Consider the following 16,771-nt stretch of genomic DNA (forward strand, 5'->3'; position numbering starts at 1 on the left):
TATTAATCCTGCCCTTCTTTTTCATAGATACGCTCAGCTATGTCTTCATATGACTGTTCTGTCTCTTCGGCATATCCATTCCATTGTTTTAAATCCCATATTTCAATTCGTTCAAATACTCCTATGATTACTACATTCTTTTCTATCCCGGCATAATCTCTCAAGTGTTTAGCTATTACTACTCTTCCCTGTTGATCAAAACTACTTATCAATGCTCGGGAGGCTAAAGTTCTTTTAAAAGCCCTGGCATCCTTTTTCCCGAAGGGAAGATTCTGCAGGTTATGAGATAGTTTTTCCCATTCCTCCATAGGGTAGACAAACAGACATTTATCCAAACCGAAAGTTATAATAAAGTTATCCCCTAAATTCTCTCTAAACTTAGCAGGCATAATGATTCTGCTCTTTTTATCTAAGGAATGTTCATATTGCCCTAGAAACATCATTTCTCCACTTTTCTCCACTTTTCTCCACTTTTTATTATAGTATACTACAATTTTCTAAAAAAATCCTCTTTTTTTTAAAAAAATTAAAAAATTTTTTATTACCTGAAAAGAATTTATGCTGAGAGAAAATTAGAAAAGTGGTATTAGTAGTATAAATAAATAACGCACCCTTATTAGGAGTGCGTGAAGATAATCAAAAATTGGTAAGTAAATCATAAGCCGAGTTCTGTCACTGTATTTACCATCAGGTAAAAATAGTGTGGTAATCATCTATCTGGAGTATAAGTTACCTTATACTTCTAGCGATCTACCCGAAAACTTATAGCGGGCCACTATCTGTTCTCTTCTTGATCTTACTCCAAGCGGGGTTTGCTAAGCTTATTGGTCGCCCAATAACTGGTAGGCTCTTACCCTGCCTTTTCACCATTGCCAGAATACTGGCTGTCTCTTTTCTGTAGCACTTTCCTGGGATCACTCCCACTGGGTATTACCCAGCACTCTGCCCTACGGAGCTCGGACTTTCCTCAGGTTTACAAAAACCTGCGATTACCTGATTTACTTACCATAATATATTCGATGGGTTCTTCTCCTATAGTATACCATATATATATCATATCTGGTAGTATATTCTTCTTAGAGAGTAGTGTGTTTTTGCTTGTAAGTTTGTTACAATAAATTTATTTACTTTTTATAAAATTTTTAGAAAGAATATATTATTCATATTTAATTTATTTTTTCCTAAGGCTTATATTCTAAGGTGATAACTACCTTCAGGATGTTTCTTTCCAGATTAATATTCTGTTACAATTAGGACATATTATCAAGCAATCATCCTTCTGTAAATGATAAATAATATCACTGGGGAGTGAAAGATTGCAGCCAGCACATATAGGACCTTCAATCTCAACAATAGCTTCCCCTCTCTTTTCATTCCATAACATGAGATACCTTTCCATTAAGGAATTATCATTGATTTGATCGGTAATTTCTTTTCTTTCTCTTTCTTTTTTCTGGATATACTGCTGAATTGTATTCTCTTCCTGTTCAACTTGTCGCTGTATCTCTTTTAATTGCTCTTTTAATTCTGCCAGTTCTCTTTCTATCTCACTTATTTTCAATTTGGTGCTATCTTCTTCATCCATAATTATCAGCAAATCTTCTTCAACCTTATCTAACTCTACCTGTAAAGATTCTATTACCCTCTGTAGCTGTTTTAATTCTTTAATATCACTAATTTTACCGCCATAAAGTTCATTCTTGTTTTTTTCGATTTTATCATTTAGAGCCTTGCTATCAATCTCTTTTCTTTTTATTCTTATTTGCAACTCTTTTAAAACATTTTTCTCTTGTTGACATTTTTTTTCTAAATTAGCTATTTGTCTTTCCTTTTCTCGAATACGGACTGGTAAACTAATACGTCTGGTATTCTCTTTAGCAATCTCATTATCTATCTTCTGAAGTAGCAATAATGAGTATAATTGTTCTTTCAACAGTTTCCTCCTTATTATCTTTGGGATAATCTTTTCATCTAAGCTCTTCTTGAAGTAATCATTGTTCTCACAATGTTTGTCTCAAAAGTCTCAACTAACTTCCCAGAAGGTAATCATAATATTTAAATAAAAAAGCCTTACTTTATTATCAAATAAAGTAAGGCTAATAATAAGCACGAGCAACACTGCTCAATCTTTTCTTCTTTTAGTCTTTGCGGCAATTTATCTATTATATCCTTCATTTTTTCATTTTCATATAATTAAATTTGCTAAATCCTAAGACTTTAGTAAAAAAATAATAGGCTTATAGGTCTTTGAGATTATGGTGACATAAATTGGTGGGCCCACCCGGATTCGAACCAGGGACCGGCCGGTTATGAGCCGGCTGCTCTACCAACTGAGCTATGGGCCCCATAAAAAATGTCCTTTAAAAGTATAGCAGATATCAAGAGAAAGTCAAGGATTTATCTATTGCTAAATTGTTAAACTTATAAGGAGTTAAGTTACATTAGAGATACAGATAGGTACTCCTTAATTGTCCGCAGGCAGCTTTAATATCCTGCCCCCTGGAATATCTGACTGTTACAGGTATGTGTTTTTCTCTCAATATTTTCTGAAAAGCATTAACGGTGTGCTCATCAGACGGAAACAGGTTATTAAGTCCATCTACAGGGCTGTAGATAATTAAGTTTATCTTGGCATCAAAATCAAAAATCATCTGGCTTAATTTATTTGCCTGCTGGAGACTGTCGTTAATTCCTTTTAACATCAGATATTCAAAAGTTACCTGTCTATTTTTTTTCTCATAGTAAATCTTGCAGGCATCTATTAACTTTCTCAATGGGTATTTCTTATTAACAGGCATTAATGCCGTTCTGGTTTTTTCATCTGCTGCGTGTAATGAAACAGACAACTCTACTTGCAGGGGAAATTCAGTAAACCTTATAATACCAGGGATGATACCGCAGGTTGATACGGTTATCTTCCTGGCACCAATATTTAAACCTTGTTTTTCATTTAGGATTTCAATTGCATTAATAACATTTTCATAATTATCAAAAGGCTCACCCATACCCATAAAAACTATATTCTGAATACTTTCACCTGTAATCCTCCGTACAGATAGGATTTGTTCAATTATTTCTCCTGTTGACAAATCCCTCTTATATCCTCCTTTGCCGCTTGCACAAAAAAGGCAGTTCCATAGGCATCCTACCTGTGATGATATACATAATGTATTTCTATTATTATTCCTTATCAAAACAGTTTCAATATACTCATTATCAGTTAACTGAAAAAGAAATTTTTCTGAACCATCATAGGATTTCTGATTTTTAAGACATTTTATATCGATAATTGTAAAAATTGAATTCAATTTTTCTGCTAATTCTTTTGGTAAATTTGACATTTCTCCGAAGGAATTTACGTTTTTTTGATAAATCCATTGAAAAATCTGTTGAGCATGAAATGACTGGTATCCTTCTTGGTAAATAATATTTTTTAAGTTATCAAACTTTATTCCTTTGATATCAACTTTATCTTTCATTTTTTTCCCTGTTTTGTTATACAGAAACAGAAAGTCGATGGAATATAAATTATACTGGGTAATCTATTCTATTCCATCGACATTTATTACATCTCTCCTACTATCTCTGTATACTAAATCTACTATCTCCTTCCTAATCCTGGGGCATAAAATCTTTTAACATATCCATCATGCCTTCCATCATAGCGCCGAGGTCTTCTTCGGACATTGGTTTACCTTCGCTGTAATCAGGTATATCCAGTGTCTCCTTGCTTTCTAAAAGAGTTCCATAAAAAAGTTCATCTGGCAATCCGGTATTTACTTCTACACTGGTAACAACTATTTCCATTTTACCCATAGATTCCAAAAAGCCCGCAAATTCCTCTGATGAGAAATCATCTTCACCTTCTCCAGCCATTTCCGGGTCATCAAATTCATATTGAGTAGATATTGACATTTTATGGCAAAGCAGCATGGAACCAACAAGACGATAATCCAGAAAATCTACATCGGTAACCATATTCATTGTTACGGTTTTACCATCTTCTACTGTAGTTGTTTTGGTATAATTCTTGGCTTTCAAAGGTACTAATGTTTCCTTATCAATCCAGTATATCCCCTGTATTTCAATTTCAGAATCTTCCGGCATATCTGAACTTGCCATATCTTCCATACCCATCATCCATATCGCATCATCAAGCTGAAGCTTATAGGCATCCTTCCCATCCACAGCTTCATCACCCAGGTACATGGCTTGTTCAGGAGTAAACATTTTCCAGGCTTGTAATGAATCTATGCCCCCTTCTTCCTGTTCTATTTCACCAGTAACAGGATCATTAGACCAGGTATATAAACCATCAAAAATGGTAACTGTATCCATTCCCATAACACCAGTTTCCATACGGGACATAAATACTTCTTCGTTGTTCACAACTGCTTTTTTATAATAAGTTGTTGTTACCACATTAAAAAATCCGCCTTTCATCTCCTGGACTACAGTTAAATCATGGATTCCGCTTAACTGTTTTTCATAACTTTTTTCCATTTGTGCCATAATAGTATTTATATTAGTTGCTGCTAGAATAGAACAATGTGGCAGAAAAATTAACAATACCAAAACCGCCAGTAGTGTGAATCTTTTGTTCATAACCATTTCTCCTTTTATAAAATATTATTTTATTGATTGTGATTTTATCATTCTTGTTTATTCTTTGTTCAATCAGGTAGTTTTCCTGGGACCAAAGATAGCTGTTCCAATTCTAATGAGGTTAGCGCCTTCTTCAATAGCAACTTTATAGGAATTGGTCATCCCCATGGATAAATATTTCATATTAACTCTTTCTAATTCTAATCTTGCTAAATTGTCAAAAATATTTTTAACTTTTTTGAAATAGGGACGAATTTTTTCCGGGTCTCCAGTAAGCGGACCCATGGTCATCAATCCTTCCAGATGTATATGAGAAAGACTGGAAACATCTTTGGCTAACTCTTCCATATAAGCTTCAAAATCTTTATGTTCTGCTGGTTTTATCCCATATTTAGTAAATTCACTTCCGATGTTGATTTCCAGTAAAATCGGTATAAAATCTTTCCCTGCCTTCTCAATCCTTTTATCAATTTCCCGGGCTAATTTTATTGAATCAACACTCTGGATTAAATCAAAAATAGGCAGAGCCTTATTGATTTTATTTTTCTGTAGATGACCAATCAAATGCCAGTTAACCTTTTTTGTCATTTCGGGATTTAATTTATTAACAATGTCTTCAGCCTCCTGAACATAATTTTCTCCAATATCAGTAGCGCCTGCTTCAATTAATTCCTCTATCTCGGTTGGTGTTCTGGTTTTGGTAGCAACTACAATCTTAACATAAGAAGGAATTTCTTTCCTTATTTTCAGATAATTTTCTCCAATAGTCATATTTGATAACCTTCTTCTTTGAATGCTAATGTAATAAAGTAATTAATTTTTCTATTATCTTCTATTTTATGATACTTATTTATGAAAAAAAAGCAAACCAAGAACACAAAAATGATATAGTAGCAAAAATCCAATAATTTGGTTTTCCTGAACTGACCAACCATTTCTAGGAGTATTTGATGAGACTTTTAGAAAGAAGTTTAAAATTCATTTCATGCTAAATCTATTCATTGTTTTGACTAAATACTTTTTTTACCACATGTTCCAATCGGCTCTGTTCCTTGTTGCTGATAAATTTTTTCTTTGTCAGAGGCTTATAAATATTATTTTTCTTTTCTATTTTTTTCACCGGAGACATTTTTACAGCTGGTAACTCTCGTTGAGAAGGAATATTGATTGGATCTGGTGATTCAGATTTGACTGGCATTTCCGGTTCTTCTATTTTTTTACTGATACGACGGTCAAAAGAAGTGCCCTCAACTAAGCGTCTGAATAATTCCGCACTGGGACAATAACTTTCTTTGGTTGGAGTATCTTTTTTTTCATCTGCGCTATAACTTTCTTCCCAATCAATGTTTATTTCGTATTGTTGTTCTACTTTGTTTTTCCCATTCCCATTATCTGGATAATTCATCACTTTTCTATGGAATAGATTCATTTTTATCTCCCTGATTCTATTAATAATTAGAAATAAAAATTAAGTCGGCAACCTGGCAATCATAGCATTTAGCTTTAGACCCAAGGCTTTGCGCCCTATCCTTTCGGTATAGTTTGCCCTTATCAACTTCTCATTAAGACATATTATTTTTTATTTATTACAAAAAAAGCGTATATTTTCTGTCTTTACTTATATTATTCCCTATTTTCTAAATTTTATACGAATTTTTTAAAATTATCTCTTACCCCAATGCCCATTGTGCCCATTGCCCATTGGGGTCAGGTCTTGAAAAATCATTCTTTATATGTTTTATTATTTATATTTTCCAGCAAATAAATATAAAATCTCTATCTCTTGTCACGCTTACATAATATCAACTATTAATTTGCTAAACAAGTTAATTAAGACAATAAATTAAGGATTATTCGGTTTCCCATAACAGGGCAACACTGATGCCAAAAATATCACTCTTTTTAGGTTTAATGCTAATGGTTTCAATAGTATAATTGTCAATATCAAATTGACCAGCCATACTCTCAATACTCTGTTTTAATTCATCTTCCAATTTTTGAATATTCTCGCTGAGTGCTTCAATCTTCTTTTTTACCAATTCCACATCCTTTTTTTCTTTCATAATTCTACTTGCCCTACTCAAACCTGTAACACCAGTACTTAAAGTACCCACTTTCGTTCTCCCCAGTAAAGCACCCAGCACGCTTGATCCTAAAGACAAGGCGCTTTGGGTAGTTAAAGTCTTTACATCTGCCTCTTCTTTTTCCAATTTCTCCTGCAGTTTAATGAATTCTTTTTCTAATTTTTCTTCCTTCTTAGCATATTGCTCAGTTAACTTCTCCACTGCTTTATCCTTATCTTCCCTGATAAGGTCTAATATACGGGACTTGAAATCAGCAAGTGCTTCATCCGGGCTCGATAAAAGTTTGAATTCTTTGCAGCTGAAAAGCTCAACTCTGGTATTATCATAAAGATAATTCTTGAACTTTTCTTCCAGGGCACTCATATCCTTCATCTTTTCTAAAAAGGGAGGTAATAAAGCAAAACGAGACTTTTCGAATGCTTTACGGTCATAACTACTTATATCACCCTCATCAGGAATCGCCTCATTAAAATTAAACTCAACAGTATCTTGATATACAGGAACCTTAAGAGAGATCTCCTTCTTCTGGTCAATTTTTTTAGATTCACTATAAAATCTTACCTTGCCGTTAAATATAATGCTGGGTTTATAAACCACCTTTTCTCTAAAAGGCGGGTGATGTAAAAAATATTGCCTTATCTTATCTGATAGAAATGGTTTTGTTCCACTTATTACTGACTCATCAATTTTTGCACCTACCTCAACCTCAGAGACCTCTTCCTGTTGAGGAGCAACCATTGCTTGTTTATTCTCCATCAGCTTTTTTATCTCTATAACCGATAGAGGACCTCTTAAATAAGATAATACCCATCTTGTTTCAAACAGAGGTAGGGAATCCAGATGAGCGCTCTTTAAAAGAAAGTTACGCTTTTTCATGTTGGCAAGCAAATTATCTACCTCACTCTTATTCATGGCTCCTACCGTGTTTTTCGCCAATCCATCCACCACTTTTTCTCTATCTTGTCTGGTCTGCAACCTACCTAAGAACCAGCTACCAATATTAGCCAGCCCTTTATAATCAAGATCGATAGGATTTTGAGTGGCTAAAACTACTCCTACGCCATAAGCCCTGGCTTGTTTTAATAAAATCAACATCGGCTGTTTGGAGGGCGGATTTGAAATCGCCGGAAAGAAACCGAATATTTCATCCATATAAATTAAAGTTCTCAAAGCAGGAGTCCCTGTTTGTTGCCTCATCCAGCTGATATATTTATTTAAAAAAAGTGTCACAAAAAACATCTGCTGATTATGATCTAAATGAGACAGAGAAAGGACGCTAACCCTGGGCTGGCCATCTTCATTGTATAAGAGGTTTTGAATATCTAATCTTTCTCCCTCCAGCCACATAGAAAATCCTGGACTTGATAGGATATTATTTAGAAGCATAGCCAGTTCAAATCTTTCCTTCTGGGGATAAAAACTATTTAAGCTTAAGACACCAATCTTCTCAAAAGGAGGATTGGTAATATAACCAATCAACTCCTCCAGAGTAAGGTTAATATTTTTCTTCCAGAAATAAGAAAATAGAGCAGCTATAAGAATATATTCTTTGCTGGTTAAAGCGTCAGCCTTGACATTAATCAGGGAAAGAAGCCCTGTTACTGTAGAATTAATCACGGCAGAATAGGTATCAGGGTCATTCATAATATCTTCAGGGGGTGCTTCAAAACTGCTTAATACAGATAAGGGAATACCTGCCGAACTACCGGGAGTGTATATGGTAAAATCAGCACTATTTTTATAAAGACTGACTCTTTCCTTATCCTGCTGAAAACTTTTTAATCCTGCCTCCCAGTTCTGCGCTACCTCCTCTGCATAGGCACTGGGCTGCATACCTTTGTTTTCTGCTTCAGCCGGGTCAATCCAATCCTGGAAATTTGCCGGTTTCAATCCCGGAAAAGCTAATAAAAGGTTCCCCATATCTCCTTTGGGATCGATGACAATGGAGGGAATTTTATCAATAGTAGCTTCTTCAATTATAGCAATACCCAGACCGGTTTTCCCACTCCCGGTCATACCAATTATGGCAGCATGGGTAGTAAAATCTTTTGATTTATAAAGAAAAGGTTCCTCCTTAGTTTGAAATGTCCTGGGATTAACTTCTTTTCCCAGATAAAACAAACCTAATTTTTCATATAAAGAAATATTATTTCCCATTTTCCTTTCCTCTTCTTCTGATTTAGTAAAGAGTGCGTCCAATTATTGTTTATTCTTAAGAAGTATCAAAAGAGTTTTTACTTTTTTATTAACCACTTTTTACTATTTTTTTCGCTTTTCTTTTTATCCATCTTTTCACCTAATCTTTCTCAACAATATTACCTCTTTAAGTAATTTAAATTAAAGAATACTCAAATAGCATTCGTAGCACGTACATCTTAATCCTTCTAGTTAAATAAATAATCAGAAATCACACTCATACTCTAGTTTAATTTAATTAAATCTATTGATTTTATTGACTAAAAACTATTTTTTCCTAAAAAGCATCCTAAATAAATCGTCAATAAAACTTCCATTTTTATTGGCATCCAGAAGTTTAGTTGCTAAAGAAAAGAGACTGCCTCCACTAGATTGCTGTAAATTTTGGGATAATAAAGCAGTTAGATTGGATATTCCGTTAGCATCTAAATTCTGCGCTTTTTTCTGATTTCCCAAAGCTCCCAACAAAAGTGGTGCCAGCCTTGATAGCAATGAGCCAATTTGATCCTGCTGTAAGCCTGTTGTTTTAGATAAATTCTTCTGCACTAATTCATTTTTATTGGAAAAGATATGCTGCAACATTTTTGCACCATCTTGCGTATCAACATTGCTAAAAAAACTGAACAGATCGTCAACCTTATCATCTTGGTGCTTTTCTAAAGCTTTTACTAAAGACTGCGCACCTTCTGGATTATTAGTATTACGATTAAGAGCTTCCATAAGTAAGGGAATCCCTATTTGTACAGCCTTCTCTACTTTTTCTGGTTCTCCACCTACAGATTTATTTAGCTGCTTGATAACCTTTTGGTTACCAGTAAGCCCTGATAATATTTCCATAATATCCATATTTTGCCTCAATTAATAATTAGATTTATTTAATTATATCAGTTAACTCCTTCAATGTATATGATGAATATTTTCAGGACCAAAATAACGGATTGGTTTCTAAATTATTTCATTTCACATTCATTATTTAATTCAGTCAGGTTATTTAATCTGCCTAAACTTACTCCAGGTCTACAAATAAATATCCCTCAGTTAGCGAGTAGTGAGGTCATACTGTCTAATTCTAATGCCATTTGGTTATCTAAGAACTTATCAGCTTGAATTTAAAGATAGACTTAGCAAAGCGTTTAATATTGTAGATTTATTTTATATATAATAAAGTATATTTAATTACCATTGAAGAATAGATTATCTTTTTAAATCATTTTTATAAAAGTTTTTCATTTAAATTATGATTTTATTCTAAACAGCATTTAAGCTCTTGAAACATAAAAAGTTCTAATCTATAGCCTATTATTTTTTAAAATTGTTACAAAGATAAGTGAATTTAGATGATAGTCTTCTTTTACTATTTCTCTTCCTTTGAATTTGGAACTACTATGTTTATGAGCCTGCAAAATATAAATAAAGTAGAAAATAATGCAAATATCGGAAGAGCCATAAAAGCATAAGTCATAGGAATATTAAGTACTACGAAATAAATTTGTCTTTTCATTAAAGCAGTTGCACATCCTGAAACAATAAGACTAATAAGGAAAGCTACAGTAATAGCAATGAGAAAAATCTGCACTATTTTTTTAACCTTTTTGGGAAATTTATCTATTACAAATTCTATAGCTATATGACCCTTCATATAAAAAGCTACTGCCATACCAATAGCCAGCATCCACGCTGTAGATAGATATGTTACATCAGCTACCCATAAAAGCGAAACATTTAAGAAAGTTCTACAAAAAATTCCCGCAATATTTATAATAAAAATAAACAAAAACAATAATCCTGCAATTGACTGTAATATTTTGGATAAAATATCTAAACTTTTTCTCATATGATTAGCCTCCTAAAATAATATATTAGGTATAAAAGTGACCAGGGGAGGGAAAAAAGTCATTAAGAATACAACCACAAAAAGCACTAATATAAATGGGATTATTTCTTTAACTAATAGATTAAAGGGTACATTAGCCATTTTGGCCTCTAAGAATAATAGTCCACCAACAGGGGGAGTTAATAAGCCAACCATAAGGTTAGTTACAATAACTACTCCAAGATGGATATGATCAATACCTAAAGCTGTGGCAATAGGAAGAAGTATAGGCACAAAAATAAGCATTGCAGGTATGGCATCTATGATCATTCCTAGAAACATAAATAATAGGTTTATAAAAATTAAGAACATTATCGGTGACATATTCATGGAAAGAACAAATTCTTGTAATTGTTTTCCTATACCTTCTACCGCTATAAACCAAGAAAAAATAAAGGCTATAGAAAATAGCGCCATAATTGAAGAAGAAAACAAGATTGAATCTTTAAATATTTTTAAAATATCTTTGATTAATATTGTTTTGTAGAAAAAGACACCAATAATAAAAACATATGCTGTCGACAGCATTGCTACCTCAGTCACCGTAACTAGACCGGTGATAACACCCAAGATAATAATAAGGGGGGCAATAAGAGCTAAAAAAGAGTCTTTAAATAATCCTAAAAAGATTCTGAATGTTTTTTTATGTTCATATATCTTCAAATCCATTTTTTTTACTTTCCAGTAGCTAACTAATATGAGAGCGCCACCCATTAAAAAACCAGGAATTACCCCACCCAGGAATAGCTTTCCAATAGACAAATTTGTAAGTAGTCCAATAAATACCATAGGTATGCTAGGTGGAATAATAGGTCCTATTGTGGCTGCGGAGGCGTTGATAGCTGCCGAAAAAGTGTCTGGATATCCTTCTTTTTTCATAGCTGGCAACAAAACTGAGGAAACTGCACTGCAATCAGCAGGAGCCGAACCGGATACTCCTGCTGTAATTATATTCACAATAACACATGTATAGGCAAGACCTCCTTTCCATTTCCCAATAAAAAAACGAGCAAACTGTACAAGTCTCATTGTCATTCCCGAAACATTCATTAACTCTCCTGTAAGTATAAAAAAGGGGATAGCTAACAAGGATGTACTGGTTATACCATTTATCATATTGGTTGGAATGAGAGTAAGTGGTGCATTGCCAGTTACAAGTAAGTAAACAGCAGCTGCTATACCCATAGATACAAATATTTCTATACCAAGAAACATCAGAACGAATAGAACTACAAATAATAATAATATGTTCATTTTTTCCTCTTTCCAAAATTATACTTACAATATATAAATGATTAAATTAAATACTCTAAAATTAAAAAAATATTTACAAACCAGGATAAGGCAAACTATTTGAACATACATTTCTATTATTTTATTCAACCTTTATGAAAAGTCACTTTACCTCCCACCATGACCATTGAAATATTAATATTTTCATCAAATATAATGATATCTGCGTCCTTTCCAATAGACAAAGAACCCTTCTTAGAGAACATGCCAATATTTTTAGCTGGAGTAGCGGTCATCATCTTAACCGCTTGATACAAAGGAACATCTGCTAATTTTTGCATAGTTCTTACTAATCTATCGGTTGTGGCAACACTTCCGGCAAAAGCTGATCTATCAGGAAGTTTTGCTACCTCATCTTCAATTATGATATTCGAACCACTCGTTTTGCTATATATCTCTCCTCCAAGATTTTCCATACCTGCTGCATCTATTGCATCAGTTACTAAGCAAATTCTGTCAGGACCCTTTATTTTATACACCAATTTTAAAAGACTGGAAGGTAAATGTTTACCGTCAGCAATTATTTCTACCATCATGTCATCGAGTAAGAATGAAGCTTCAATAATTCCGGCATATCGATAAGCATTTACTCTTCTCACTGTCGAAGTGCAGGAGTAAAGGTGTGTTACGGTTGTAAAGCCACACTCATAAGCTCTTATTGCTTCATGAAAGAGGGCATCAGAATGACCTATAGACATATGAATTCCACGCTTTCTAAGCTCTTTTGCCATTTCTAATCCACCTGGAAGTTCTGGCGCTAGTGACCAACGCAAAATATTATCAAAATTCTCAATAATATACATATACTCCTCTTTTATAGGATTTCTCACATATTCTTGTGCCTGAGCTCCTCTCTGGTTCATAGCAAAATAAGGTCCCTCAAGGTGAACTCCCAGAATATCAGGTCCATTGCTCATAGTTAAAGTGGCTTTTTTTATATTCTGTAAGCTTTCTTTTATAAAATCGTTACTAGCAGTGGATATCGTTGCAACTATCGAGGTTGAACCATGCAGCATATGTGCCTTACTACATAAAATGACCTCATCAACACTACTGGCCAGAAATGAATAGCCACCACCTCCATGAACATGAATATCTATAAAACCAGGAGAGATATAATTCCCTTCTGCATCAATAACGATCTCCTTAGACTTTGGAAACCTTTTCGTTCCTTCATAAATACCAGTGATTATTCCATCCGAGGTAGTAACGCTTCCCTCAGGAATAATTCTTTCTTGGGTAATAATTTTCCCATTAATTATTATTTTTCTATCCGTCAAATTTCACCTCATAAAATATTTCTAATATGTTCTGATAATTTAAGAAAAGATGCCTTAAAAAAGTAAAATTGCTTTGCCTGAGTATTTTTCAAATAATTTCTTATTGTATTCGCCACCGCCGGGAAGATTACCACTTCTAAATACTGGGGGAATATATCCCTTGGAAACTAAATATTTACAGGTTTCCAAAACTAAATAATTTGTGGCAAAACAATTACAAAAAGTAGAAGTTGGGCCTACATTCTGTTCGCATCCTTCAATTGAAATAATGGCATCTCCATAAGGAAGATGGTTATTGATAAATACATCTACCACTTGATATAAATTAGCTCCACTGGGATGCCTAGAAGGATGATCATGGGGTAATTTATCGGCGAAAGAGGTAGAGGTAATCCCAATTGTTTTTACACCTCGTTTTCTAGCTTCGTTAGCACAGTCTATGGTCATACAATTAACACCATATGCATTGATAATAATTAATACTTCTCCAGGAGTCCTCCCTACCCGATAAGAATTTAATACTGGAATAGCATATCCAGGGGTTCTTTCAATGCTCATCGATCGAAAGCCTCCATGACTCAGGTTAGTGCCAGGATCCAGAATAGCATTTATACAGGCAAATCCACCTGCTCGTGAAAACATCTCTTCAACTGCCATATTTGAATGACCTCCAGGTCCAATAACATGGATGACTTGATCCCTCATAATTGAGTCACCAACCAGGACTGCAGCTCTTTTAACCGAGTCCTCCTCTTTTAATATTTCATCAATTAAAGATTTAATAATCTGGGCATATCCTATAGCTTCTTTGTTCATTATTTAAAACTCCTTTTTCTTAAAATTAAGCAGCTGCATGAAAAAAGAATAATTTTATACAGCTGCATGATGTATCTTTCTTAATGGAATGATATTCACCTGGAGGTACAATAAAGCAAACGCCAGGCTGCAGAGAAAACTCCTCACTTCCTACTATTGCACTTCCACTGCCAGAAAGTACAAAGAAACCTTCTTGGTCATTGTGCACTCCACCTTGTTTGTATTCTTCCTGGGTATATATAAGTATTCCTGTCCGGCATCCTGCTAAACAACCGTCTTTCTTTCCCAGTAATTCTTTAACATAATATTCTTTATATTTCACTGGAATCACATATTTCTCATTTATAAATACCTTCATAGCTCATCTCATTTATTAAAAAATATTCCGCCAGAACTAATCAAAAAAATCAAGCAATAAAATCCGTTTTCAAAAATATAGACATAGGGAATCTCACCTACCTAACCAGCTCTACATTATATGTAGTGAGACTCCCCCGAATTGTATAAATCTTTACTAAAGAATTTATTGTTTATTCAGTATAACCTTCCTTAAATTTAAGGGCATCATCCAGTGTTCCGGTAGGCCAACTTTTACCTTCTTTGTCAAACTCCTCATAAATACCGCTTCCAAGTTTTCCCCTTATTGATTCAATATCTATGTCAACCTTGGTCATTTTACTAGAAAGGAAAGTAAGTACTTCGTCAAGAGAATCTGCTATCATTTTAGCTTCAAAATCAGTTGCTTCTTTCGCTGCATTTTTCATAATTTTCTTTTGTTCATCAGACATCTGGTTCCAAACGTTATTACTTATAAAAATTGCACTCACATCTCTTATATAATCAGTCTTCATAAAGTGGCTTTGAACCTCATATAAACTACTACTCTTGACTGTAAAGAAGTTATTTTCCTGGGCATCTACCACACCTGTTTTTAAAGCCATATAAAGATCAGCAAAAGGTATCACTATGGGAGTAGCTCCCAGTTTTTTCATAATGGTCATAACTAAGGTTGATTCGGCAGTTCTGATTTTCAAGCCTTCAAAATCGTCAGCATTTCTAATAGCTCTATTGGCAGTTAGCTGCCTAGGAATCAATTCACCATTTGCAATAAGTACCCGAACACCAGTTGAGTTTGCACCATCTTCAATCCATTTCTGAACATAAGGAGAATCAATAAAGGCTTGAAGTTCTTTGTTGTCTTTCCAAAAGAAGGGAGCTGAAGTTATACCAAATTCCTTTGCGCCAGTACCAGAAAGCCAAGCATAGCAGGATATTGTATTATAAAGCATTTCCACAGTACCATTAATCATGCCGGTTAAAAGATCGTTTAAATTACCTAGAGCACTATTAGTATATGTTTTAATAGTGATTGTACCATTGGAATCTTTATTCACTTTTTCTGCAAACAACATCATTGCTTTACTAGCAGGGTCATCATCATTCTTGATACCTGCTAATTTCAAAGAAAAAGTTTTTTCAGCAGAAGTTTGGGCTATACTTTGACTACACACTAATATGCTCAGAAAGAGAAACAGAACCAATAATGTTAAAATGAATCTTCGCAACATTTTAAAAAACCTCCTTTAAACTAAAAATATCTAATTATTTGGTTATACAATAATTACCCTGATTCTCTGCTCAATACATTTAAGAATACGATAAAAGATCAATCTTACAATGCCCTTTAATTTAATTTTTCTTCACAATTTTTTCACCACCCATCAATATGAAATTCTTATTAATCCTTGCTTTAACTCGCTTTTATTTTAAAACATTAATTCTGCATTGGCATATTCAAGTTTTCTTCTTTCCCGAAGCATTGTCTAGAACTTTATTAAATTAATTAAAATTGACAAAACGCTTTTTTGTTTTCTGCTAAGATACCAATTTCATCTTCCAGGTAAGGCTCCATGCAGTTGTGAGTCTATAAAACCAGGTCTAATATAAAGTCCTGTAACGTCAATAATCTGAGCGCCTTCAGGAATTACAGCTTCCCTTATCTGTCCTATCTTCTCAATTAGATCATCTTTAATTAAAACAAATCCCATATCTATTTCGCGAAAAGGAGTAATCAGCTTTCCATTAAGAAGAGCAATGCGTTCTGCCATCTTATTCTCTCCTATCTTATTTCTAGAACAGCTTTAAATTATTTTAAATATATGGAAGACTGATCATCTAAGAAGACATGACAATGGTCGTGTTTTTTTAAAATGGAGGCTGGATGTTGTGGAGAAATCTCTTTACCAGCAAAACAATTCTTTACTGCCTGGGCTTTTCGTTTATCAGGTACTGTACAAATAATGGTCCTGGACTTCATAATCTGTTTTACGGACATAGAGATAGCTTTTCGGGGAACATCATCTATGGTTTCAAACCAGCCTTCTCCCAGCTGCTGTCTTCTACAGGCGGCATCCAATTCCACAATAATATATGGCCTTTCCGTCTCAAAATCAGCCGGAGGATCATTAAAAGCCAGATGTCCATTCTCACCTATACCCACAAAAGCGACATCTATCTCCTGCTGACTGATAATTTCATTTAACCGTTCGCATTCTTTTTCCGGATCCTGAGCATCACCTGCTATTAAATGGACTCTGCCAGGACGAACTTCATTTATCAATCTT

General features: G+C 34.0%; 16 protein-coding genes, 1 tRNA gene, 1 other RNA gene and 1 riboswitch. All 18 genes read right to left on the bottom strand.

All coding sequences use genetic code 11. The annotated features are described in order from the left end of the window. Window positions 1–2: 2 nt before the first annotated feature. Window positions 3–440, bottom strand: a complete 438-nt coding sequence (mraZ, locus tag PHD84_05385; GenBank protein ID MDD5637234.1) for a division/cell wall cluster transcriptional repressor MraZ — start codon at window positions 438–440, stop codon at window positions 3–5. 203 nt (window positions 441–643) lie between these two features. Beyond that, window positions 644–1,005: RNase P RNA component class A (gene rnpB, locus PHD84_05390), an RNA gene on the bottom strand. Window positions 1,006–1,213: 208 nt separating this feature from the next. After that, entirely contained in the window at window positions 1,214–1,933 is a 720-nt protein-coding gene (locus PHD84_05395) for a C4-type zinc ribbon domain-containing protein (protein ID MDD5637235.1), read from the bottom strand. A gap of 336 nt (window positions 1,934–2,269) precedes the next feature. After that, window positions 2,270–2,345: transfer RNA gene (locus tag PHD84_05400), tRNA-Ile, on the bottom strand. A gap of 96 nt (window positions 2,346–2,441) precedes the next feature. After that, a complete protein-coding gene (rlmN, locus tag PHD84_05405; protein MDD5637236.1) occupies window positions 2,442–3,479 on the bottom strand; it encodes a 23S rRNA (adenine(2503)-C(2))-methyltransferase RlmN in 1,038 nt (345 codons plus the stop codon). 133 nt (window positions 3,480–3,612) lie between these two features. Then, the gene (locus PHD84_05410; protein ID MDD5637237.1) at window positions 3,613–4,605 is read right to left on the bottom strand and encodes a hypothetical protein; all 993 of its coding nucleotides are present in this window, start codon (window positions 4,603–4,605) and stop codon (window positions 3,613–3,615) included. 72 nt (window positions 4,606–4,677) lie between these two features. Next, complete coding sequence (locus tag PHD84_05415) at window positions 4,678–5,376, bottom strand: YggS family pyridoxal phosphate-dependent enzyme (GenBank protein MDD5637238.1); 699 nt, start codon at window positions 5,374–5,376, stop codon at window positions 4,678–4,680. Between the two features lie 223 nt (window positions 5,377–5,599). Then, on the bottom strand, window positions 5,600–6,034 hold the full coding sequence (locus PHD84_05420; protein MDD5637239.1) for a hypothetical protein: 435 nt from the start codon (window positions 6,032–6,034) through the stop codon (window positions 5,600–5,602). Between the two features lie 43 nt (window positions 6,035–6,077). Beyond that, a riboswitch (cyclic di-GMP riboswitch) is annotated at window positions 6,078–6,162 on the bottom strand. A 293-nt stretch (window positions 6,163–6,455) separates the two neighbouring features. Continuing rightward, the gene (locus PHD84_05425) at window positions 6,456–8,846 is read right to left on the bottom strand and encodes a DUF87 domain-containing protein (GenBank protein MDD5637240.1); all 2,391 of its coding nucleotides are present in this window, start codon (window positions 8,844–8,846) and stop codon (window positions 6,456–6,458) included. A 306-nt stretch (window positions 8,847–9,152) separates the two neighbouring features. After that, window positions 9,153–9,731: a DUF937 domain-containing protein gene (locus tag PHD84_05430; protein MDD5637241.1), complete on the bottom strand. Its 579-nt coding sequence runs from the start codon at window positions 9,729–9,731 to the stop codon at window positions 9,153–9,155. A 508-nt stretch (window positions 9,732–10,239) separates the two neighbouring features. Further along, the gene (locus tag PHD84_05435) at window positions 10,240–10,719 is read right to left on the bottom strand and encodes a TRAP transporter small permease subunit (GenBank protein MDD5637242.1); all 480 of its coding nucleotides are present in this window, start codon (window positions 10,717–10,719) and stop codon (window positions 10,240–10,242) included. Between the two features lie 12 nt (window positions 10,720–10,731). Next, on the bottom strand, window positions 10,732–12,012 hold the full coding sequence (locus PHD84_05440) for a TRAP transporter large permease (GenBank protein ID MDD5637243.1): 1,281 nt from the start codon (window positions 12,010–12,012) through the stop codon (window positions 10,732–10,734). Between the two features lie 125 nt (window positions 12,013–12,137). Further along, window positions 12,138–13,331 carry an N-acetylglucosamine-6-phosphate deacetylase gene (gene nagA, locus PHD84_05445; GenBank protein MDD5637244.1) on the bottom strand — a complete coding sequence of 398 codons (1,194 nt, stop codon included), beginning with the start codon at window positions 13,329–13,331 and terminating at the stop codon, window positions 12,138–12,140. Window positions 13,332–13,385: 54 nt separating this feature from the next. Then, window positions 13,386–14,147 carry an SIS domain-containing protein gene (locus PHD84_05450; GenBank protein MDD5637245.1) on the bottom strand — a complete coding sequence of 254 codons (762 nt, stop codon included), beginning with the start codon at window positions 14,145–14,147 and terminating at the stop codon, window positions 13,386–13,388. A gap of 25 nt (window positions 14,148–14,172) precedes the next feature. Next, window positions 14,173–14,505 (bottom strand): cupin domain-containing protein, encoded by a 333-nt coding sequence (locus tag PHD84_05455; GenBank protein MDD5637246.1) that lies wholly within the window; start codon window positions 14,503–14,505, stop codon window positions 14,173–14,175. Between the two features lie 172 nt (window positions 14,506–14,677). Beyond that, a complete protein-coding gene (locus tag PHD84_05460; GenBank protein ID MDD5637247.1) occupies window positions 14,678–15,715 on the bottom strand; it encodes a TRAP transporter substrate-binding protein in 1,038 nt (345 codons plus the stop codon). 321 nt (window positions 15,716–16,036) lie between these two features. Next, complete coding sequence (locus PHD84_05465) at window positions 16,037–16,255, bottom strand: hypothetical protein (protein ID MDD5637248.1); 219 nt, start codon at window positions 16,253–16,255, stop codon at window positions 16,037–16,039. Window positions 16,256–16,293: 38 nt separating this feature from the next. Next, window positions 16,294–16,771, bottom strand: a 478-nt coding sequence (locus tag PHD84_05470) for a 6-phosphogluconolactonase (GenBank protein MDD5637249.1), incomplete at its 5' end; no start/stop codon positions are given.

The sequence above is a fragment of the Atribacterota bacterium genome (assembly GCA_028717805.1).
Lineage (GTDB): Bacteria > Atribacterota > Phoenicimicrobiia > Phoenicimicrobiales > Stramentimicrobiaceae > Stramentimicrobium.